Raw genomic sequence first — 21,182 nt, forward strand, 5'->3', positions numbered from 1 at the left:
CATATTATTTCATCGACTATTAGAAATTCTAACACACTATCATGACAAAGGGATAATAGAAATATTACAATAACATTTCATCCTCGGTTACTTTTTTCTGATATTTTCTTTATCGGGTACGCTAAAAGAATAAATATCGTCATGTTCATCAACAATGTAGGTCCCAATTGAGTGGAAACAAACCCTAGCAAGTTCCCCTCAATCAAATTAAAGATAACTTGTATAAAATAAGCACTGCCGTCCATGATGGTAATAAAAATCACTAAACTCAAAAGCAGTGTAGGGATAGTCGGCTCGATATAGTCAAATACCAGATAAACTAATAAAACCGTCAAGGGCAAAGAAACAGTGTTGATGCCTAAAATGCTGTAATAATATGTATCAAAGAGCAAACCGAGAATAATCGACGTTATGACCATGTAAGTCTTCGAGTAAAATAAACTTCCCATAATCAATCCCAACAGCATAAAATGGCTGATAAAAAAAAGTTCTCCTCCTGTCAGCAATCTCAAAATATTGCTGATTTGGCTGTCCATCAGCATGGCAAGCAGTACCAAAAGCGGGAGCAGAACTTTCATCACTTCTCTTTTTTTCTGCATTACTCGCCACTTCCCACTACACGTTTTACCACTGTCACCACTGAAATATCATACAAAGAGGAGGCAGGGGAGACATACACTTCTTGCTCCAAACCAAAACTGGTTGGTTCGACTTTTGACACGGTACCTACCATTAAACCTTTGGGCGAACTTGTCCCCAAGCCCGAGGTCAGCACCTTGTCTCCTTTTTTTACTCCCTTGACAGAAGTGAGCTGTTTTACTACCAAGGCACTTTCTTCTTCCGAATAACTCGCCATCAAGCCAAACACCGACTCTTCCCCGTCAGGTGTAATCATCACAGGGAAATGATTAGAATTTTGATTCGTTGATGTCAACAATTCGACTTTGGCAGAGGTATCATTCACAACGATAACCCGCCCGATCAGACCACTGCTTCCCATCACAGGCATATTCACTTCGATACCATCCCGCTGGCCCCGGTCGATAATCAAAATATCCTGCCAGTCATCTGGTGAACGGGTAATCACATTCGCCACGATCTTTTCATTTGTGGTCAATGTGGCTTGCAGTTCTAACTGGTCTCTTAATTCTTTATTTTCTTTTTGTAAAATTTCATTTTCGCTTTGCATTGAAGCATAGGAATCCAGCCGTTTTTTCAGCTGCCCATTTTCTTCATAGGTCCCCAAAAGATTACTTACCGATTGGATGCTTCTTTCAATCGCGCGCACCGGATAGGATAATCCTTGGTCAACAGTTGCGACCAAATCGCTGATAACTGACTGAACAGGGCCAGATGAATCTTCATTATCTCTTTGCATCACACTCAAACTGACTAATAATATGATAATAATTGCTAAAACAATCGCAATGATAATCTTTTTGCTTGAATTAAATTTCTTCACGTTTCCACCCCATGTTCTAGTCCCTAGATAATCTAGCAAACAATCTCCACTATTCTAACATGATTTTTTTCCCTTTTCTACTGAGGACCTATAAAATTAACAAACTTTAAACATTCTTCTAAATGCAAAAAACACGCAAGTTAACAGTTAACTTGCGTGTTCAAATGTAGCTGATTATTCACCATGATAAGCTTTGACGATAATCTCTTTCAATTCGCTGATCAACGGCTCTTTAGGGTTTGCTGTCGTACATTGGTCAAGATAAGCTAGTTCTGCTAACTGATCTGCTTGTGCTGCTAATTGAGCTTCTGTCACATTTTGTGCTTTGAAGTTCATTTCGATACCGACAGACTGACCAAGTTCTGTAACTGCAGTTGCTAATGACTCTACCAACTCTTCTACTGTATTTCCTTTAAGACCTAAGTATCTTGCGATTTCTGCATAATCCTCATGCGCTCTAAAGTAATCATACTTAGGGAACATCGCATGTTTAGACGGATCTTTTGCATTATAGCGAATCACATGAGGCAGTAGGATAGCATTCGTTCTGCCATGTGGGATATGGAAAGCTGCACCGCACTTATGGGCGATAGAGTGACAAATACCTAGGAAGGCATTGGCAAACGCCATACCAGCTAAAGCTGACGCATTATGCATTTTTTCACGATTTTCCTCATTAGGGCGCAGGCAAGAATCTTGCAGGCTTTCAAAGACTAACTTGATCGCTTGTAAACTCAATCCGCGTGTGTAGTCTGAGGACATCACTGAAACATAAGATTCAATAGCGTGAGTCAAAACGTCCATTCCTGTGTCAGCAGTCACTGATTGAGGTACTGAATAGACAAACTGCGGATCGATAATCGCAACATCAGGTGTCAATGCATAATCTGCCAACGGATATTTTACGCCTGTTTCACTGTCTGTAATAACAGCGAACGGTGTCACTTCAGAACCTGTTCCTGAAGTCGTAGGGATACAAACAAAAGTTGCTTTTGATGCCTCAGGAATCTTGTAAGTTCTCTTACGGATATCTAAGAATTTCTGTTTAGCTCCGAAGAATTCTACATCTGGATTTTCGAAGAACATCCACATTCCTTTAGCAGCATCCATCGGTGAACCGCCCCCAAGAGCGATAATTGTATCTGGATTGAACGCACGCATTTGTTCAGTTCCCCGGTCGACAGTGTTTGTTGAAGGATCCGGCTCAACGTCAGAGAATACTTCAACAGTCACTCGGTTGTCTCGTCGGTTCAATGCGTCTATGACACGGTCCACATAACCGAACTTGACCATTCCTTCATCACAGACGATAAACACACGTTCAACGTCTTTCATTTTTTCAAGATAGTTTAAAGAATTTTTTTCAAAATAGATTTTTGACGGTAGTTTGAACCATTGCATATTATTTCTTCTCTTTGCGATTGTTTTTGTATTAATTAAGTTAACAGCTGAAACGTTTTTGGAAACAGAGTTTTTACCATAAGAACCGCATCCCAGTGTTAATGAAGGAAGCATTTCGTTGTAGATATCTCCGATACCGCCTTGAGCTGCTGGAGAGTTTACCAACACGCGGCAAGCTTTCATCTTCAAACCAAATTCGATTTGCAATTCATCATTTTCTGTATGGATGACTGCTGTATGTCCTAAACCAAATTCCTGCATTTTCTCACATAATTCGAAGGCATGTTCTTTGTTGTCAGCTTTAACCATAGCCAATACAGGAGAAAGTTTTTCCAATGATAATGGGTACTCGATACCTGTTCCTTCTAATTCTGCTACCAAGATTTTAGTTCCTTCAGGTACATCTATGCCAGCCATTTCTGCGATTTTCATTGCAGACATTCCTACAATTGCCGGATTTACAGCTGCTTTTGTTTCATTCATTACAGTGTTTTCCAACTTGCCCAACTCATTTGGTTTTACAAAATACACTTGGTGAGAGGCAAATTCAGCTTTCACTTCATCATAAATTTCTTTATCCACGATGACGCCCTGTTCAGAAGCACAAATCATTCCGTTATCAAAAGTTTTTGATACGATCACGTCATTTACTGCACGTTTGATGCGTGCTGATTTTTCCATATAAACAGGTGTGTTTCCTGGTCCAACACCTAAAGCGGGTTTTCCAGTTGAGTAGGCAGACTTAACCATGCCAGCTCCGCCTGTTGCTAGAACGATGGCCACACCCGGGTGGTTCATCAATCCGTTAGTTGCATCTAAAGATGGATGCTCGATCCACTGTACACAATCTTCAGGAGCGCCTGCTTTGATTGCAGCGTCTCTGACAATACGGGCAGCTTCTACCGAACATTTCTGAGCGCTCGGATGGAAAGCAAAAATAATCGGATTTCTTGTTTTCAATGAAATCAATGATTTAAAAATTGTTGTAGAGGTTGGGTTGGTTGTCGGTGTTACACCGCAAACCACTCCTACAGGTGAGGCGATTTCCACGATGGCATGCTGCTCATCTTCACGGATCACACCGACCGTCTTATCATATTTGATATTGTTCCAAATTGATTCAGAGGCGTACATGTTTTTGATTGCTTTGTCTTCATAAACCCCACGACCAGTTTCTTCCACGGCCATTTTTGCTAGAGGCATATGAGCATCTAAAGCGGCCATTGCCATTTGGTGAACAATGTGGTCCACTTTCTCTTGATCAAAATCTTCCATTGCTTTCAAAGCAGTGTTTCCTTTTTCAACAAGAGTATTGATCATCTCTTCGACTGTTTCTTCATGTTTATTTTCAAGTGTTACTGTGACAGCAACATTACCTTCTGTTATTACTTCAGTTCCGCTGACTTGCTCGATCTTAGTATCTTTTTTCTTTCCCATGTCAGACCCTCCATTTGTTTGTTAAGTATTTCACAATTAGAACTATACACGATTTTTTCTTAAATGTAAATAGTTTTTTGTGAAATATTTAACAAGAAACCGTTTTTATTTTTAGAAGTACGAAAAAAGCTGTCATATCAACCTTTCAAGAGGTCAACACAACAGCTGGCAAGCTATAAAAATTGTTATAATAAGTCTTGAATATCTCCAAAATCAAAAGAATCCACATTTTTAACTTGCGCTTTTAATTGTTGGTAATCAAAAAAATCATTGATGACAATATTCTTTATATCATTTTTATATTCGGTTATCGTTTTATCTGAGGATGATTTCCATTTTTTCTCTATTAAATAATCCCACATTTCTGTTTCGACAACATTCAAATAACCTGCACGATGAAATTCTTTTAACTTTCTTTTGAGAGAATGGCGCAGCAAGAATGCTTCACGCCATTTTAACTTGTTTGTCATATTTATTTCCTTAATATACTTCTAAATAGTAACTGACAGACTACTGCTGGTCATTTTCTTCTGAAGTAGTTTCTTCTTCAACTGTTTCAGTTTCTTCCTCAGTAATCATTTGTTCTGCCTCTGGCGCTGCTGCCGTTGGAACTACTTGCTGAATAGCTGAACGATTATATTCCAGATAGATACCTTCACAATCAAGCAACACTGTTTTTCTGCCTTCACCGTCTCTTATTTCAGCAATCACACCATGCAAACCGCCGATTGTAATCACACTATCGCCTGCTTTTAAATTATCAAGTAATTGTTGACGTTCGTTTTGCTGTTTCTTCTGTGTACGTGACATAAAGAAATACATTCCACCAATAATAATAATTGTAGGAAGTAGCATTCCTAATCCTCCCATATCCTCACCTCATTTTTATTTTTTTGGCTAATAATAACTTTATCAAATTTTTCTTAAAACTACTAGCATAATCTGTTGACTTGCTAGAAATTCTTCGGATTTTCTTGATTGAATCCATATTCTTCAAAAAATGCTTCCCTAAATTCAAGCAAATTGTCATCTAGGATGGCTTGCCGAACTTGTTTCATCACATTTAGTAAAAAATATAAATTATGATAAGAAGTTAAGCGCAAACCAAACGTTTCATCACATTTAATCAAGTGTCGAACATAAGCTCGTGTATAGTTGCGGCAAGTATAGCAGTCGCATTTTTCATCCAGCGGTCTGAAATCGCGGGCGTATTGTGCATTTTTGACAACCAGTCTTCCTTGGCTCGTCATACATGTCCCATTGCGTGCAATTCTTGTCGGCAAAACACAGTCAAACATATCTACACCGCGGATAGCTCCGTCGATTAATGAATCTGCTGTACCCACACCCATCAAGTAGCGAGGTTTATTCTCCGGAATAACCGGATTTAGCCACTCAAGGGCTTCATTCATCTCAGCTTTTGTTTCCCCAACCGATAATCCGCCGATGGAATAGCCGGGAAAATCTAAACTGATAAGGTCCCGGGCACTTTGAAGACGCAAATCTTTGTAGCCTGCCCCTTGGATGATACCAAACAACCCTTGCTTTTCTGGATTAGCATGAGCTTTCAAACCACGCTCCGCCCAACGTGTGGTTCTTTCAATGGATTTCTTGACATAATCATGACTTTCGTAAAATGGTGCGCATTCATCAAAACTCATGATAATATCTGCACCTAGCTGATTTTGAATTTGAATTGCTTTTTCTGGAGAAAGAAACATTTTGGAGCCGTTCAAATGATTTTTAAAGTGAACGCCTTTTTCCTCAATATTGCGCATATCTGCCAGAGACCAGACTTGAAAGCCTCCTGAATCGGTTAAGATTCCCTGATCCCAATTCATAAATTGGTGAAGACCCCCTGCTTCTGCAACGATATCTTCTCCCGGACGCAGCCATAGGTGATAGGTGTTGCTTAAAATTATCCCCGCACCCATCTCTTTTAATTCCTCAGGTGCCATTGTTTTTACTGTGGCAAGTGTCCCCACCGGCATAAACATCGGTGTGGGAAAGGTGCCATGAGGAGTGATGATTTCTCCCAATCGCGCGCCTGTATGTTTTTCTTTCTTTATTAGCCGATAACGGATGGCTGGTTCTGTCATATCGTGTTCCTACTTTCGTTTGATAAAATTACATCCTAGTAATGATACTCTGATTCAGCTCATTGTGCAAGTTTTCAAAATAAGTGCATTTAACTTGAAAACGTTCTCTTTATATGGTTAAATATAGACATAAGGAAGAAAGCAGTACAGAAAGTGAATTTCTCGAAAGTTTTTTGTGAAGTAACTAAACAAAGATGTGTAAAAAATGTATGAAGTTCTCCAACATTAGAAAACATGTAAAGTTTCAGCTCCAAAAGAAATTTGTGATTCAGATGTTTAGTGTGTTGTAAGTTAATTTGATGAAAATTGTATGTTAAGCAACTCTTGTTTAATTAAGAAATTCGAAGAAAAAGATGTAGATGTAAATGTTAGCACTTTACATGCGTTCTGTTCCTAAACTTTCTGATTTCTTCCGTGATCAACGAATGCCTGGCTAGTCGAGAAGCCAGGCATTTTTTTATTTGATAAACATGGCGTCGCCGAAACTAAAAAAGCGATACTTTTCTGAGACAGCATGCTTATACGCTGAAAGCACCTGATCTCGTCCGGCAAAGGCACTAACCAGCATGACTAGCGTAGATTTGGGTAAATGGAAGTTTGTCACAAAGGCATCCACCACTTTAAACTCATACCCCGGCGTGATAAAAATCTCTGTCCAGCCGCTATCCCCCTGAATCTCACCGGAAAACTTCGAACCGATTGTTTCTAGGGTTCGAATACTTGTCGTGCCGACCGCAACAATCTTTCCCCCTTGGTGTTTCACATCATTTAATACTGCAGCTGCTTCATCAGTCAACTGATAAAATTCACTGTGCATGTGATGTTCGGCAATATTGACCACACTTACCGGGCGAAAAGTCCCGAGCCCCACATGAAGGGTCAGATAGACGAGCTTGATACCTTTTTTTTCGATTTTTTTTAGAAGTTCTTCTGTAAAATGCAGACCTGCCGTTGGCGCAGCCGCGGAACCATTTTCTTTTGCATAAACAGTCTGATAACGGTTCGGGTCCTCTAACCGTGTTTTGATATAAGGGGGCAAAGGCATCTCCCCTAACGTCTCTAAAATTTCCAGAAAGACTCCTTGATACTGAAAATCAATGACCCGCCCGCCATGTTCTAATTCCTCAATCACTGTTGCCTGCAAATGACCATCCCCAAAAGAAATCACTGTGCCGACTTTTGCTCTTTTAGCTGGTTTGATCAGGGTTTCCCATCGGTCCCCTTGAATATTTTTCAATAGCAGAACTTCCAATTGTCCCCCTGTTGCCGGCTTGATACCGTAAATCCTAGCAGGCAATACCCGTGTATCATTCATCACCAAAGCATCTCCGGCATCCAGCTCGTCTATGATATCGGTGAAGTGCTTATCATGTATCTTTCCTGTTTTATGGTCAAGCATCAGTAATCGTGAAGCTTCACGATTTTCCAAAGGTGTTTGGGCAATCAATGTCTCTGGCAATTCAAAATCAAAATCATCTGTTGTATATGTCTTCATTTACGTCCCTCTATTTCTTCCATTAGTTCACTTTGCCATTTTATCATTAAAATCGGAAAAAGTAATAACAATTAATTTAAAAAGCCCTCTTCTAAGAGAGGACTTCTATTCCTTATAACGATAACCCAGATGAGCATACGCCCTCGGAGTCGCCACACGTCCGCGGGGAGTGCGTTGGATAAACCCTTTCTGAATAAGATAAGGTTCATACATATCCTCAACAGTTTCTGTTTCTTCACTGATGTTGACTGACAGTGTGCTTAAGCCTACAGGACCGCCGCCATATAATTCGATCATCGTCTTTAAAATTTTTTGATCCACATAATCCAAACCTTCTTGATCCACTCGCAAAATCGTCAAAGCTTTATCAGCGATTTTTTGATCCACGACGCCGTCACTTTCCACTTGGGCCACATCTCTGACCCTGCGGAGCAGCCGGTTGGCAATCCGTGGCGTCCCTCTTGAACGTCTGGCCAGTTCAAATGCACCTTCTTCGAGAATTTCTGTTTCAAAAATAGTTGCAGAACGAAGGACGATTTCCTGCAAATCTTCAATTTGATAATACTCCAGATGGGAAACAATCCCAAAACGATCTCGCAGAGGAGCAGAAAGCATGCCCGCCCGGGTCGTTGCGCCCACAAGAGTAAACGGAGGTAATTCAAAATGAACAGGATGGGCACCGGAGCCTTGTCCTACCATAATATCCACATAATAATCTTCCATAGCAGAGTAAAGCATTTCTTCTACTATGCGGGGCAACCGGTGAATCTCATCAATAAATAAAACATCCCCCGGCTCAAGTTCATTTAATAAAGCAACTAAATCTCCCGGACGTTCAATGGCAGGACCACTCGTGGTTCGAATCTGAACACCCATCTCGTTGGCGATGACCATCGCCAGTGTGGTTTTCCCTAACCCGGGAGGTCCAAATAAAAGCACATGGTCCAAAGCTTCCTGACGATTTTTCGCTGCTTGGATATAAATAGAAAGTTCTTCCTTCACTTTGTCCTGACCGATATACTGAGATAACCGCTGAGGACGTAAGGATTTCTCTTCAAATTCTTCTATCAGTTCCTCTGGAGATACTAAACGTTCTTCTGTCATGATCTTCCCTCACTATTTTTTCATCAGTAAACTTAATCCCTGTCTTAAATAAGCATCGGTGGATGTTAAACTTTCGACTGCCAGTTCTTTTTCTATACGCTTCAGCTCTCTGCGACTGTATCCCAGTGCGGCTAAAGCTTCCATCGCTTCATCAAAATACTGATTATCAGAAACCGCCACCACAGGTTCGACGTTCTCTGTGGCATCTTTTAGCTCTCCAATAACCAAATCATCCAACTTGCCTTTCAAATCCAGAATCATTTGTTGGGCAGTTTTTTTTCCGACCCCTGGAAACTTTGTCAAATACTTGACATTTTCCGACTCCACAGCGTTAACAAGCCCTCCATGGTCTTCTCCTGCCATAATCGCCAAAGCACTTTTAGGTCCAATTCCTGAAACGCTGATTAGTTTGATAAATAATTGTTTTTCCTCGAAAGTTGAAAAACCATACAACAAGATAGCATCTTCTCTCACCGCTTGGTAAACAAAAACTTTTATTTCCTCTTTTTGTTGTGCCGCATAACGAAAAGGATTGGCGACAGCCAGCTGATAGCCGATACCTGCCGTTTCCAATACGATATAATAAGGACTGATAAACGTCACATAACCTTTTAAATATTCATACACGCAGTTGCACCTCCAATTAAAAACATGCGTTCGCTTTTTTGATTGTAACATATTTCTACTCAAATGAAAAAAATCAAATGATTTTAGTTGAAGTTGTCAAGATTTTTTAAGCATGATCAGCAGTACTAGCAGTACTATAAGAAGCAAGCTGACGAGCAATAAAAAGATGGTTACAGGCAACAGCAAATACAATAAAAGTAAAATCCCCAGCATCCCTATACCCATGCCGACAGCTTTACCGAGAGCTTGCGGATTAACCTTTCTCCCCTTGATTGTTTTGGGTAACAGGAAGAGAAATTTCCCCAAAAACAGAACTACCCCTAAAATTATCAGTAAAACAGCTATAACGGAAAATAGTTTTTCCAAAATAGTCAGACTGTGACCAGAAAAAACAGAGGACAGATCCGTCGATTTATCCAAGGTCACTGCTTCCTCACGGATAGTCTCCATAACTACATCCATCAGACGAGAAGGGCTTGAAATCGTTCTGTCTAATGTGGGAGTCCAAATCATCAGCCCCAAAGAACCCAATTCGATGGATGCCAATGTTTTTTCTTTTACTGTCAATTTATTATTGAAATAAAAAATTTCTCCATCAATGGCCACCTCATCCGCCATCGGTACTTCTGCCACTTTCTGAACGATATCCCGGTATGAATAAACGGCGCCGCTTTCAGCCTTTCCGTAAAAAGGAATGCCTGCCGCCAATTTATTCATGTGATTCCCGCCTAAAAGTTCATTCCAATAAAGCAGATTTTGCTCATGGAGCTCAAGAGGCGAGTGCTGCGGATATCCGTCGATTTGCGCATCATAAGACATGATATTGATCCAGTCAGCTTCTTTTAAACCTTCCGGCAGAAAATGCTGTCCCCAGTGCCCGCTTGGCTGACCATTAGCCGCAATACCTGTAGGAACAGTAATTGACAACGTCGCCGAATCAGCTAGCTTTTTGTTCAGTTTTTTTATAAACAAGGCAAATTGTTCCGCCTGTTCTTCTGAGGGATATTCCCAATCGATATCCACATTATCTATGTCGAACTTTTTAACAAAGCTCAAAATTTCTTCGATAAATTTTTCTTGGTTATCCGCCTTCGTAGCTTCTGCAAAATTCTCGCTTAGTCCCCAGCCGCCGATGCTTACACCTACCCTGACATTGGAGTTGTGAGCCTCCTTAACCAAGCCATGCAGCTGTTCCTCACTGCCGCTCTCCGAAAACGACAACGTCCCGTCCGGCTCAGGAATCAACGAAAAATAGTTCACATCAGTAAACATCTCTAAATCTACTGTATCTTCTAGCCTTGCCAAGTCATAGTCAGGCAAATAACCGATTAATCGAAAACCCTCTGCCTGTACGTCGGCTGATGGTAACAAAAAAAAGACGACGACCACTATCACTGCCAAAAAGCAGGGATACAGTCTCTGTCGAATAGACTTTTTCATAAATAATATCCTTTCTAAACAAGGTTTTATTCATTATACCAAACCCCATTAACTTGTGTACATTTCTCCGCTTCTTTTTATCACTTCCTTCATTTTCACCGCGTTAACCCGTAAATTTAAAATAATCTCTAAAGAAAATTTTTACGGGTTCCAAAATCTGTTAAAGTTTTGTATGATTAGTAACATAATCTTTTTAGTTCACTGGTTGCTTATTTTCAGCAACGCACACTACCTTGTGTTTCAAGGAGAACTCTAAAAATTACAACGCATTTTTAATATAAAATATTTTAAACAAGGAGTACACTATGACAAACGCAATGAAAGATTGGTTATTAAGATTTATCAAGGGAATGTTTATCGGTTCTGGATTTATTTTGCCGGGGGTCAGCGGCGGGGCTTTGGCAGCTATTTTTGGTATTTATGAAAGAATTATTTCATTTTTAGCTCACATCACACGAAATTTTAAAGAAAATGTGCTGTTTTTTATTCCTGTAGGTCTTGGAGGCCTGTTTGGGATGTTTATTTTATCCTTTGGAGTCAGTTTTGCACTAGGTAATTATCAAACCATTGTTTTATGGTTTTTTGTAGGCTGTATCCTTGGGACTGCGCCTGCCTTGTGGAAAGAAGCTGGTAAAAACGGCAGAACAAACCGTGACATCATCATCATGGCAGTAACCTTTGTAGCGGCAGTTATTTTCCTGTATGTTATTGAAGATTCTATCGGCGGAAGTTTAACACCGAGCTTTTTAAATTGGGTGATGTCTGGAGCATTGATTGCGCTTGGGGTCATCGTCCCCGGTCTAAGTCCTTCTAATTTTTTAGCTTTCTTTGGATTATATAAACCAATGTCAGACGGCATTAAAACTTTGGATTTCAGTGTCTTAATACCTTTGGCAATCGGCGGGGTCATTTGCCTTCTAAGTTTATCCAAAATCATGGACGCTATTTTCCAACGGGCGTATCCGCAAATGTTCCATTTTATTTTAGGTGTGGTCTTTGCTTCAACCATTATGATTATCCCTGCAAATTTCAGTGTTGACTACGCTGGATTTGGCTGGTTGCAATATCTCTGGTGTGTCATCAGCTGTGTTGCGGGAGCCGCCTTAGGAAAATGGATGAGCCGGTTAGAAGAGACGTATAAATAACCGAGTCGGAAATAAAAATTTAAAAACACGATAGAGCCTAAATAAATGGCCTATCGTGTTTTTTGATTTAATTTTTAAACTTTATTTGTTCCGCCTAGTATCCTGAGTCTTTTATTTTTTCTCCTGAAACAATCGCCACACCTGCACTGGCCCCGATTCTAGAAGCCCCGGCTGCCACCATTTCTTCCACGTCTTCTTTCGAGTGGATACCGCCGGATGCTTTAACCTGCGCCTGACTTCCGACCGTCTTCTTCATCAATTTCACATCTGCGGCTGTTGCTCCCCCAGTGGAAAATCCAGTAGATGTTTTTACAAAATCTGCTCCGGCTTCCACAGCCAATTCACAAGCTTTGATTTTCTCTTCATCAGTCAGCAAGGCTGTTTCAATAATAACTTTTACTAAAGCTTTGCCTTTAGCCGCACCGACAACCCCTTGAATATCATTTAACACTTGGTCATACTGGCCACCTTTTAAAGCGCCGATGTTGATAACCATGTCAACTTCACTTGCACCATTTGCAATAGCTTGGGCTGCTTCAAATGCTTTTGTTTCCGCAGCGTTCGCTCCCAAAGGAAATCCTATCACCGTGCAAACCTTCACTTGGCTGTCTTTCAATTGCTCTGCGGCCAGCGGTACCCAAACCGGATTGATACAAACTGAAAAAAATCCATAGTCTTTCGCTTCAGAAACTAAGGTCAAAATATCTTCCTCAGTAGTTTCTGCTTTCAATGCTGTATGGTCGATCAATTTTGCTAAATCCATTTCTATTCCTTCTTCCCATGTCTTAATATCCTAAGTATAGCCCGACGCAGAACAAATGTAAAATTTATTCTGAACGTTTTTTCTCTGAATGCTCGTCTATTTGAGTAATTGTTCCGCCGTCTGATAATCTGTCACCAGAACATTGGCATAATTTCCAGATAAAGCACCTTTGATTGCCTGAACTTTATGCTTTCCGCCCGCGACAAGAAGGGATGTCTCTTTTTTCTTTAATTCATCCAACTCGATCCCGATTGTCCGCTGATTAACAGCATCATGAACGATTTTTCCTTGCACATCAAAAAATCTAGAACAGATATCTCCCACTGCTGTCTGTTGTATCTGATTTTTTTCCTCTTCATCCAAGTACCCTAAACGAAACAACAACGCTTCATCTCTGACGGTTCCAACTGTAAAAATAGCCATATTGGCTTTTTCTCCTAAAGATACCAAACGTTGGATATGCCGGTCCTGTTCTACCATTTCTTTAACTTCTCTCTTATCAAAAATAACCGGCAATGGCAGTGGCAGTCCTTCGGCTTGAAATCTTTGCGCGAATAAAGAGAGTGCTTCATGGGCATAATTATCTACTTGCGAATGAGTCATGCTGCCTTTTAATTGCACGACTTGGATATTATCAATAATTTGAGGCGTTATTTTTTTAGCTACCTCATACAGTGTCGTCCCCCAGCTGATGCCGATGATATCCCCGCTTTTAACATGCTGGTCAATATAGCGGGCAGCTGCTTTGCTGATTTCATCAACAATCAAAGGATAATTTTCACTCGTTGTCTGTGCGACAATGACCTCTTTCAAGTCAAACTTTTCTTTCAGCTGCTCGGATAAAATTTCTGCCCCTGTGAAAGGATTCCTAATAGTAATTTGAACAAAGTCTTTCTCTTTGGCATGTTTCAGCAGACGGGAAACTGTCGGTCGGGAAATAGCAAGTTCTTCAGCAATTTCCTGCTGACTATATTCCATCTGATAATACAATCGAGCTGCTTCTATACTTAACTGGTCTTTCTGCTTGTCCATTTATCCACGACCCTTCTTTCTCTATTATCTCTGATGACTCCCGATTTCACAACAAAATTAAAAGGACCGACACATCCCGTGTCAGTCCTTTTGGTTTTAAACGCTTAAAACTACAGCCGTTCCGCTGCAAGTAACCATCAGCATGCCATTATCTGATCCTAAGACTTCATAATCCATCTTTGTTCCGATAACTGCATCAGCTCCCAGATTTTCGGCACGTCTGCCCATTTCAGCCAACGCCTCTTCTCTAGCCTGCAGCAATTCATTTTCATAACCCTTGGAACGTCCGCCAAACATATTTCGTAAGCCCGCCCCCATATCTTTAAACATATTAATCCCTGTGATAACTTCTTCAAAAACTATCCCATGGTAGGATTCGATTTCTCTACCAACAATTTCATTTGTTGTTGTAATAATCATGTTCATGATCTCCTTTTTTATTGATTATTTACAGTATACACCATTTTTCTCCATTGACTATACAACCTAAGGATGAAAATAAAAGCATATTTCTTTACTTACATTTTGTAAGTGAAGTATACTAAAAACTAGCTTAATTAAAGGAGAGAATACAACAATGACTAATTTTATCAATACTTTAAAAAAGAGACGCTCTATTTATACTATCGGCAGAGATATCGACTTATCAGAAAAAGAAGTTGAAACTTTGATCCGCCAAGCTGTAAAGGAAAGTCCTTCTGCTTTTAACTCACAAACATCACGTGTCCTTATTTTGTTTGGTGAAGCACACGAAAAACTTTGGGAAATCGTAGAAAATACATTAGAACCTCTAACACCGCCAGAGGCATTCCCTAACACTCAAGCTAAACTTGCAGGCTTTTCTGCCGGCGTGGGAACTGTTTTGTTCTTTGAAGATCAAGCAGTCGTGAAATCTTTACAAGAACAATTTGCTTTGTATGCTGATAACTTCCCAGTCTGGGCAGAACACTCTACCGGTATCGCTCAACATTCTGTTTGGGTTGCTTTGAGTGAAATCAATATCGGCGCCAGTCTGCAACATTACAATCCAATCATTGACCAAGAAGTTGCTGAAACATGGGAACTTCCAAAAACTTGGAAACTGACAGGACAAATGCCTTTCGGCTCTATTGAATCTCCTGCTGGGGAAAAAGAATACATGGACGACGATGCTCGTTTCATGACATTCAACTAAAATATCAACAGACAAAAAAAACGCGTAGAATTTACGCGTTTTTTTTGCCTTCAAAATTAATATTTTTTACTTGACTCATCAAGTGTCGCACTTGAAGATGGTCCAACTTCCCATTTTTAATAACATGGCTAACGTCCATCTACTTGTCTCGTTTTTTCTTTGACATCACTTTTATAAATGTGACAATCCAATAGCCTCAATCAATCGTCAAAATCTATTTCCAAAACATTACCGGTTTTGCTGTCTAACTTGACGGATGATTCCGAACTTCCGACTCTTACTTTAACTTCCCAATAAGTGATTCCGTCGTCTCGTTCCAGTGACCATTCCACAGCTTGACCTTCACCGATAGCCGCTTCTGCCACTTCTCCTGCTTTTTCAATTGATAAGAGATTCGTCAAATCCAGAGCTTCTCTTTGTCGTTCTACACCGTGACGTTCATCATCATCCAGCGACTCTGTCTCCATATCACTGACCTCGCCTGTTGCCGCGTGGATATAAAGTTCATATTCCACATCATCGTCCACTCCTTGAATTTCATAACGATAGCGTCCTCGCTCTTCCTCTAATTCAATCGAAATAATATCACTGCCCGGAAAAGTAGACTGATATTTCGCGATGGCCTCTTCTAAAGTCACTTGTATTCTCACGTTTTCTTTTCCTTCAGGCGCAACTTGCACCTTATTGTCGTCTTTTTTTTCAGTTTCTTCTGTAGAGTCCTCAATAGAAATTTCTGTTGTTTCCTTTACATCGGATGCTTCTTTATCATTTGATTGTTCAGACTTTTTTGGGGCACACCCTGTGAACAGAAGACTAAAACTTAACCACCCGATCACCAACATTTTTTTCATCGTTTTCCCTCCCCTGCGTTATTATCTTTATTATAACAAACTAACCGGAAAATATAATCAATGGGACATGGGAAGATAAATGCTTTAAGTGTGTGAAACGATTATGGCATCCCCAAATGATATGATTTAGCTGAAGAGCTTCAGCATCCGATTAAAATAGGCCCTCTATTTCAGTTGTAGAGAATATTTGTGATGTGACCTATGAAATAACTCTAACATTTAAATACTGGTCGGTCCTTGAAAAGAAAAACACCAAACCAAGTTTGATGTTAAAGGTTATTTAAATATACCCCAAATGTTATATGAAAATAAATTTATATACGAATCCTCTATTAGCTATTATTTCAAATTTATCTCTAAGTTACTCCCCCTCAAAATAATCAACGTTCGAGTTAATTTTAAAAATCTTATTAAAGGCTTTACTCCAAATTCCTAACTTCTTTGATTCTGGATAGATTGTTACATCAAGATCATGAGTTGCACTAAAGTCAATGTAGATTAAGCGTTCTGTTTTCGAATCATTAAACAGTTTATGTGCGCCACCTTCATTCGGAGGAAAATACAAAATATCACCCGCACTTACCGGTCTAGTCCCCTCTAATGTTTGTAATGTCCCGAAACCACTGATGATGTAAAACACTTCTTCATTTTTCAGATGATAATGAAATGGATAAGCTGAATTTAAAGGCTCAATTTCATGGAAACTCACTAGAATATTTCCACTCTCTTCAGAGTTTATAAAATCTCTTCTGGAATACTTGTAACCAGGATGTTTAGCTTTTTTCTTTTCATAAAGCTCTGTCCGTTTTGATTGCTTGAATACACTCATCTTGTATGCTCCTATCATTTTTTATTCAGTCAAATTGTAGCAAGTTCTTCAAAAAAATTCTACTTCATCTCAGCACATCATATTATACTCACCAATCAGAGTCCATATCATCCGCATCAACTACTTGCTAAATTTGAAAAAAAGCATCTGGCATCTACATTGTTCTTGTTAAATTATAGTTCCGTACTTAATTAACACAAACGATACTTTTCACCGCTGTACAAATTGTAAGTCAAAAACCGGCTTCACATTGGTTAAGAATTTGTTCAATCATGTGTTAAACATGTGCGAAAATACGCCTGCCTCCTATCAGTTTCCCAACTATCTAGATATAATAAATCAAACTAGGATTTTTTCTGGTTTAGATACTGAGAAATAATGATTTCAAAATGATTTAAGGTGTCACCAAAGAAAAACTGTGGTTTAGAGACCGCAACAGAAAAAGGACTGAACGTATTGCTGGAAAAAGTCAGAGTTGCCGTTTTGGCAAGTGAGGACCCTTGATTGCCAGTAAATGAGATGCAGCTAATGCCATTTGAGAATTATTTATGGACGAAGTACCTATGACTCCTGTTTATCAAGGGTCAGAAACTTTCCTAGTCAAAGATTATGTCAAAGGATTAAAATACCGTGCCCTAGGCAGTCCATATTATAAAAATGTCAGTATCGAACCATAACATAAAAAAGAAGCTCAAAAGAGCTTCTTTTTTATCTGCATTTATAACTTTTTTACAACCTACACTGCTGTACTACATCGACCCTTTGAAAACATGGGCATTTTTAATAAAGTAATCTACACCTGAGTATATAGTGAAAACCAAACACGCATATAATAAGATAGTTGCTACTGGTATGCCTAGGCCCTCAAACGGCGCATTGTTGATTAATAAGAAAATGATTGCTAACATCTGAGTCGCCGTTTTGACTTTTCCCGGCCAAGCAGCTGCCATGACTTCTCCATCCTCGACCAGTAATAAACGCAAACCTGTGACTGCCAGTTCACGGCAAACAATGATTGCCACAACCCATGCCGGTGCTTTCCCTTGCTCCACCAACATGATAAAAGCAGTCATCACCAACATTTTATCTGCTAGAGGATCTGCAAATTTCCCGAAATTAGTTACCAGATTTTGAGAGCGGGCGATTTGTCCGTCCAACCAGTCCGTAAGACTGGCAAGGGCAAATACAATCATTGCAACCAATTGATTGACACCCACAGCCGTTCCGCCGATGGTCAGCACTCCCCACTCAAAAGAAATCGACGTTAAAACAATAAACACAGGAATCATCACTATTCTTAAAACTGTTAGTTTATTAGGTAAATTAATTTTTTTCACACCCTTTCAATTCTCTTATATTTTAAGCAATTTGTTATTAAATGTCCACTGACGTCCTTTGATTATTCCACGTAAGAAATTGTCAAATTCAAATTACGTTTCACCACATTGGTATTATTTTGGTTAAAATCAACCTTTTGTCCATTGATGTTTAAAATCACATTGTTAGAAGCTCCTAGAACAATGGTGGCATTAACAATATTATTCGGCAGAACAGTTTCTGTCGTTCCACCGGCAGACAACGTATAATCAAACACATACTGTCCATCAATTAATATCCCCAACCAGCAATTACCGTTGATTCCCTCAAAGGACACCTTAGCTGGGTTCTCAGCATTTTTGATAGTGATTTGCGATTCATTCCCCACTTCACTGTCAACAGTGATTGTTTGTTTTTCCGGTTCTGATGACTCCTCTGTCTCCACCGTAGAAGACTCTTTGCTCTTGGATTCTGTCGTTTTCACATCAGAAACAGAAGAATCGATCGAGCCTTCAATTACTACATTTTTATTTTGATCGATTAACTGTTTTTCCGAATTTTCCCGCAACGTCAAATAAACAACCACGCTGATAATCAGCAAAGAAACAACTGTCAAAATAATCTTTGGTATCAGCGATTTGGGAGTTTCCTTAACGGGGCTATGCCGTTTCCTGTTCAACTCTACGCGAGAGCCGGGAAGATTTTCTTCCTGCCTTTTTCGAGTGGGGGCAATGCCGTCATAGACATCCACCATATAATCACCGTCAATACCCACTGCTTGCGAATATTGGCGAATAAAATTTCTAGCATAGTAAGACCCTGGCAACATATCGAATCTATTATCTTCCAAAGCAAGTAAATATCTTTTTTGAATTTTGGTCGTTCGTTGAAGTTCATCAATGGTCAAGCCTTTTGCTAGGCGTGCTTTTTTTAGCGTTTCTCCGATTGTTTCCACTTACTCACCTATATTTCTCTTTCTTTCTAGACTTTCCAGCCGCCTGTGACCGGAATAATAGTTCCTGTAATATATCTGGCGTGTTCTCCTAACAAAAACTGGACCACTGCGGCAATTTCATCAGCCTCAGCCATTCGATTAGCTGGAATCTCCGATAAAAGCTGCCTAGTTTCCTCCTCCGTCCAATGATAATTCATGTGTGTCCTGACAGCTCCCGGTGCGATGGCATTCACGGTAATGTCTAGCGAAGCCGACTCCTGCCCGTACGCTTTCACAAAGGCATGTTGTGCCCCTTTGAGCGTGCTGTACAAAACTTCCATGGCACTTCCAGAAATGCCGTAAACTGAACCAATAAAAACAATACTCCCTTTTTTTCGAGCTAATTTTTCTTGAACTTTTTGACAAATCAACATGGGGGTCTTTACCATCATCTGCCACAACTGATCCATCTCCCTAGAAGTTGTATCTGTCAGCAGTTTATAAATAGTCTGTCCGCTGGCTACAATCACTGCATCGACTTCGAAAAGCTGTGCTGTGAAGGCTTCTATCCTTTTTTCATCTGTCATATCTAATTGCAGACTGAAAAAATCCTGCCGGGGATATTTTTTTTCTAAATTTTCGATTAATGTTTTCACTCTTGTTTCATTTTGATGATAGTGGCAATATAAGGACCAGCCTTTACTGGCCAAACGACGGGCACATGCTTGTCCGATGTCTCCACTTGCACCTAAAATCAAGGCAAATTTCATTACGCCTCATCCTTATCAGGGTAAACAAAAAACTCTACCATATGGTTTTCAATAATAAAATGGTCGATAAACTTTTGGATATCTTTCATTTCGATGCTGTCAATCACAGCGCTCATATCAAACAATGTCGCTTCGCCAAACTGATCTTTGCTGAACTGGTTAGCAATATATTCTAGTGAATTCAAAGACTGCAAATGATTGCCCGTCATACGTTTCTTTAATAACTGCAACCGTTCTTCGCTGATTTCCGGACGGTCTTGCGCCGTCAGCAAAAGCTCTTTTATTTTTCCCGTCAGCTCTTTAGGGTTTTCAGTATCTCCACCGATATCAGCAAAATAAAAACCGCGGTCAAGAATAAATTCATAATCAAAACTATCATCAATCAGACCTTCATTGTACATAGACAAATAAAGCTCTGAAGTCGGTCCTATCAGCAATTGGAAAAACAGCGAGGCTGCTGTACGGTAGCGAAGTAGTTCAAAACCCGTCTCCGGCAGCGGGGCAAACCCCTTAATACCCAAATAACCTTTGGGACGACTGACTGGCAGTTGGAGACTGGAAACTTTCACCAAATCCGCCGGTGATTCTTGCGGAAATTTTCGAGAAATTTCCTGCGGCGGGGCAAAGGTCTTTTGCTCTTGATTGTTGCGGATCATAGCCATCATCTCTTCCGGCTCCATATTACCGACTATAAAAAGATTCATATTGCTGGGATGATAAAACGTCTGGTAGCAAGTGTATAAGTCGTCTGCTGTAATCTCAGCAATGCTCTCAATTGTCCCGGCGATATCAATATGCAAAGGATGTTTCGGATACATCCCCTGAAGCAATCCGAAAAAAGTCCGCCAGTTAGGATCGTCATTATACATCTGGATTTCCTGACCGATGATTCCCTTCTCTTTTTCCACGGTTCCTTCCGTGAAATATGGCGACTGGACAAAATCCAGCAATGTGGTTAAATTTTCCTCAACTTGGTCAGTTGTTGAAAACAGGTAGCTGGTTTTCGTAAAACTTGTAAATGCGTTAGCAGAGGCGCCTTGTCTGCCAAAAACTTGAAAGACGTCCCCGTCTTCTTTTTCAAACATTTTATGTTCTAAAAAGTGGGCAATCCCATCAGGAACTTTTACAAACTCTTTTTCTCCCAAAGGAATAAATTCCTCATCAATCGAACCGTAATCAGTAGTAAACAAAGCATAAGTTTTGTGGAAATCCGGTTTAGGCAGCAGGGATATCCGCAAACCATTAGGAAGGGTTTTAGTGTACAAAACTTCATTTAGACGTGAGTATTCTTTTTTTTCCATT

22 protein-coding genes are annotated in these 21,182 nt (G+C 40.0%); 3 read left to right on the forward strand and 19 right to left on the reverse strand.

The genetic code is table 11. The features are described 5' to 3' along the window. Window positions 1–77: 77 nt before the first annotated feature. The 10 genes from mreD to CBF29_RS03975 form a co-directional block, all read right to left on the reverse strand. Window positions 78–599, reverse strand: a complete 522-nt coding sequence (gene mreD / locus CBF29_RS03930) for a rod shape-determining protein MreD (RefSeq protein WP_126807565.1) — start codon at window positions 597–599, stop codon at window positions 78–80. Continuing rightward, window positions 599–1,462 carry a rod shape-determining protein MreC gene (mreC, locus tag CBF29_RS03935; RefSeq protein WP_126807567.1) on the reverse strand — a complete coding sequence of 288 codons (864 nt, stop codon included), beginning with the start codon at window positions 1,460–1,462 and terminating at the stop codon, window positions 599–601. The genes mreD and mreC overlap by 1 nt, the downstream gene beginning before the upstream one ends. A gap of 174 nt (window positions 1,463–1,636) precedes the next feature. Beyond that, window positions 1,637–4,300 carry a bifunctional acetaldehyde-CoA/alcohol dehydrogenase gene (adhE, locus tag CBF29_RS03940; RefSeq protein WP_126807570.1) on the reverse strand — a complete coding sequence of 888 codons (2,664 nt, stop codon included), beginning with the start codon at window positions 4,298–4,300 and terminating at the stop codon, window positions 1,637–1,639. Window positions 4,301–4,485: 185 nt separating this feature from the next. Further along, window positions 4,486–4,770, reverse strand: coding sequence for a post-transcriptional regulator (locus tag CBF29_RS03945; RefSeq protein ID WP_126807572.1), 285 nt, complete (start codon window positions 4,768–4,770; stop codon window positions 4,486–4,488). A 40-nt stretch (window positions 4,771–4,810) separates the two neighbouring features. Continuing rightward, complete coding sequence (gene yajC / locus CBF29_RS03950; protein WP_126807574.1) at window positions 4,811–5,170, reverse strand: preprotein translocase subunit YajC; 360 nt, start codon at window positions 5,168–5,170, stop codon at window positions 4,811–4,813. An 83-nt stretch (window positions 5,171–5,253) separates the two neighbouring features. After that, a complete protein-coding gene (tgt, locus tag CBF29_RS03955) occupies window positions 5,254–6,399 on the reverse strand; it encodes a tRNA guanosine(34) transglycosylase Tgt (RefSeq protein ID WP_126807577.1) in 1,146 nt (381 codons plus the stop codon). Window positions 6,400–6,856: 457 nt separating this feature from the next. Continuing rightward, complete coding sequence (queA, locus tag CBF29_RS03960; RefSeq protein ID WP_126807579.1) at window positions 6,857–7,894, reverse strand: tRNA preQ1(34) S-adenosylmethionine ribosyltransferase-isomerase QueA; 1,038 nt, start codon at window positions 7,892–7,894, stop codon at window positions 6,857–6,859. 105 nt (window positions 7,895–7,999) lie between these two features. After that, window positions 8,000–9,001, reverse strand: coding sequence for a Holliday junction branch migration DNA helicase RuvB (gene ruvB, locus CBF29_RS03965; protein WP_425469883.1), 1,002 nt, complete (start codon window positions 8,999–9,001; stop codon window positions 8,000–8,002). Window positions 9,002–9,010: 9 nt separating this feature from the next. Beyond that, window positions 9,011–9,625 carry a Holliday junction branch migration protein RuvA gene (gene ruvA, locus CBF29_RS03970; RefSeq protein ID WP_126807583.1) on the reverse strand — a complete coding sequence of 205 codons (615 nt, stop codon included), beginning with the start codon at window positions 9,623–9,625 and terminating at the stop codon, window positions 9,011–9,013. 96 nt (window positions 9,626–9,721) lie between these two features. Further along, entirely contained in the window at window positions 9,722–11,065 is a 1,344-nt protein-coding gene (locus tag CBF29_RS03975; RefSeq protein ID WP_126807585.1) for a glycoside hydrolase family 18 protein, read from the reverse strand. A gap of 305 nt (window positions 11,066–11,370) precedes the next feature. On the opposite strand from CBF29_RS03975, the gene CBF29_RS03980 reads away from it, so the two are divergent. After that, on the forward strand, window positions 11,371–12,210 hold the full coding sequence (locus CBF29_RS03980) for a DUF368 domain-containing protein (RefSeq protein ID WP_126807587.1): 840 nt from the start codon (window positions 11,371–11,373) through the stop codon (window positions 12,208–12,210). A 94-nt stretch (window positions 12,211–12,304) separates the two neighbouring features. Here CBF29_RS03980 and deoC read toward each other — a convergent pair whose 3' ends face one another. The 3 genes from deoC to CBF29_RS03995 all read right to left on the reverse strand — a co-directional run bounded on the left by deoC (window position 12,305) and on the right by CBF29_RS03995 (window position 14,425). Next, entirely contained in the window at window positions 12,305–12,973 is a 669-nt protein-coding gene (deoC, locus tag CBF29_RS03985) for a deoxyribose-phosphate aldolase (protein WP_126807589.1), read from the reverse strand. A gap of 96 nt (window positions 12,974–13,069) precedes the next feature. Further along, complete coding sequence (locus tag CBF29_RS03990) at window positions 13,070–14,005, reverse strand: DNA-binding transcriptional repressor DeoR (RefSeq protein WP_126807592.1); 936 nt, start codon at window positions 14,003–14,005, stop codon at window positions 13,070–13,072. Between the two features lie 96 nt (window positions 14,006–14,101). Further along, complete coding sequence (locus CBF29_RS03995) at window positions 14,102–14,425, reverse strand: heavy metal-binding domain-containing protein (protein WP_126807594.1); 324 nt, start codon at window positions 14,423–14,425, stop codon at window positions 14,102–14,104. 157 nt (window positions 14,426–14,582) lie between these two features. On the opposite strand from CBF29_RS03995, the gene CBF29_RS04000 reads away from it, so the two are divergent. Continuing rightward, a complete protein-coding gene (locus tag CBF29_RS04000) occupies window positions 14,583–15,179 on the forward strand; it encodes a nitroreductase family protein (RefSeq protein WP_126807596.1) in 597 nt (198 codons plus the stop codon). Between the two features lie 200 nt (window positions 15,180–15,379). Here the strand turns inward: CBF29_RS04000 and CBF29_RS04005 are convergent, their stop codons facing one another. After that, window positions 15,380–16,030: a PepSY domain-containing protein gene (locus CBF29_RS04005; protein ID WP_126807598.1), complete on the reverse strand. Its 651-nt coding sequence runs from the start codon at window positions 16,028–16,030 to the stop codon at window positions 15,380–15,382. Window positions 16,031–16,391: 361 nt separating this feature from the next. Next, window positions 16,392–16,859 (reverse strand): cupin domain-containing protein, encoded by a 468-nt coding sequence (locus CBF29_RS04010; RefSeq protein ID WP_126807601.1) that lies wholly within the window; start codon window positions 16,857–16,859, stop codon window positions 16,392–16,394. 548 nt (window positions 16,860–17,407) lie between these two features. On the opposite strand from CBF29_RS04010, the gene CBF29_RS14105 reads away from it, so the two are divergent. Then, window positions 17,408–17,536, forward strand: a complete 129-nt coding sequence (locus CBF29_RS14105; protein ID WP_281272908.1) for a hypothetical protein — start codon at window positions 17,408–17,410, stop codon at window positions 17,534–17,536. 72 nt (window positions 17,537–17,608) lie between these two features. Here CBF29_RS14105 and pgsA read toward each other — a convergent pair whose 3' ends face one another. From pgsA to yfmH, 4 genes are all read right to left on the reverse strand, one after another. Next, entirely contained in the window at window positions 17,609–18,187 is a 579-nt protein-coding gene (gene pgsA / locus CBF29_RS04015) for a CDP-diacylglycerol--glycerol-3-phosphate 3-phosphatidyltransferase (protein ID WP_126807693.1), read from the reverse strand. Window positions 18,188–18,258: 71 nt separating this feature from the next. Next, complete coding sequence (locus tag CBF29_RS04020) at window positions 18,259–19,131, reverse strand: helix-turn-helix domain-containing protein (protein ID WP_126807603.1); 873 nt, start codon at window positions 19,129–19,131, stop codon at window positions 18,259–18,261. Between the two features lie 26 nt (window positions 19,132–19,157). Then, a complete protein-coding gene (ymfI, locus tag CBF29_RS04025; RefSeq protein WP_126807605.1) occupies window positions 19,158–19,880 on the reverse strand; it encodes an elongation factor P 5-aminopentanone reductase in 723 nt (240 codons plus the stop codon). Next, window positions 19,880–21,181: an EF-P 5-aminopentanol modification-associated protein YfmH gene (gene yfmH, locus CBF29_RS04030; protein ID WP_126807607.1), complete on the reverse strand. Its 1,302-nt coding sequence runs from the start codon at window positions 21,179–21,181 to the stop codon at window positions 19,880–19,882. The genes ymfI and yfmH overlap by 1 nt, the downstream gene beginning before the upstream one ends. Window position 21,182: the final 1 nt, after the last annotated feature.

The organism is Vagococcus elongatus (genome assembly GCF_003987645.1).
Classification (GTDB): Bacteria; Bacillota; Bacilli; order Lactobacillales; family Vagococcaceae; genus Vagococcus_A; species Vagococcus_A elongatus.

Excerpts from the sequence above, each read along its gene's own strand:
- mreD (WP_126807565.1), bottom strand. The coding sequence starts at position 599 with ATGCAGAAAAAAAGAGAAGTGATGAAAGTTCTGCTCCCGCTTTTGGTA.
- adhE (WP_126807570.1), bottom strand. The coding sequence starts at position 4,300 with ATGGGAAAGAAAAAAGATACTAAGATCGAGCAAGTCAGCGGAACTGAA.
- CBF29_RS03945 (WP_126807572.1), bottom strand. The coding sequence starts at position 4,770 with ATGACAAACAAGTTAAAATGGCGTGAAGCATTCTTGCTGCGCCATTCT.
- yajC (WP_126807574.1), bottom strand. The coding sequence starts at position 5,170 with ATGGGAGGATTAGGAATGCTACTTCCTACAATTATTATTATTGGTGGA.
- tgt (WP_126807577.1), bottom strand. The coding sequence starts at position 6,399 with ATGACAGAACCAGCCATCCGTTATCGGCTAATAAAGAAAGAAAAACAT.
- queA (WP_126807579.1), bottom strand. The coding sequence starts at position 7,894 with ATGAAGACATATACAACAGATGATTTTGATTTTGAATTGCCAGAGACA.
- CBF29_RS03975 (WP_126807585.1), bottom strand. The coding sequence starts at position 11,065 with ATGAAAAAGTCTATTCGACAGAGACTGTATCCCTGCTTTTTGGCAGTG.
- CBF29_RS03980 (WP_126807587.1), top strand. The coding sequence starts at position 11,371 with ATGACAAACGCAATGAAAGATTGGTTATTAAGATTTATCAAGGGAATG.
- deoC (WP_126807589.1), bottom strand. The coding sequence starts at position 12,973 with ATGGATTTAGCAAAATTGATCGACCATACAGCATTGAAAGCAGAAACT.
- CBF29_RS03990 (WP_126807592.1), bottom strand. The coding sequence starts at position 14,005 with ATGGACAAGCAGAAAGACCAGTTAAGTATAGAAGCAGCTCGATTGTAT.
- CBF29_RS03995 (WP_126807594.1), bottom strand. The coding sequence starts at position 14,425 with ATGATTATTACAACAACAAATGAAATTGTTGGTAGAGAAATCGAATCC.
- CBF29_RS04000 (WP_126807596.1), top strand. The coding sequence starts at position 14,583 with ATGACTAATTTTATCAATACTTTAAAAAAGAGACGCTCTATTTATACT.
- CBF29_RS04005 (WP_126807598.1), bottom strand. The coding sequence starts at position 16,030 with ATGAAAAAAATGTTGGTGATCGGGTGGTTAAGTTTTAGTCTTCTGTTC.
- CBF29_RS04010 (WP_126807601.1), bottom strand. The coding sequence starts at position 16,859 with ATGAGTGTATTCAAGCAATCAAAACGGACAGAGCTTTATGAAAAGAAA.
- CBF29_RS14105 (WP_281272908.1), top strand. The coding sequence starts at position 17,408 with ATGGACGAAGTACCTATGACTCCTGTTTATCAAGGGTCAGAAACTTTC.
- ymfI (WP_126807605.1), bottom strand. The coding sequence starts at position 19,880 with ATGAAATTTGCCTTGATTTTAGGTGCAAGTGGAGACATCGGACAAGCA.
- yfmH (WP_126807607.1), bottom strand. The coding sequence starts at position 21,181 with ATGGAAAAAAAAGAATACTCACGTCTAAATGAAGTTTTGTACACTAAA.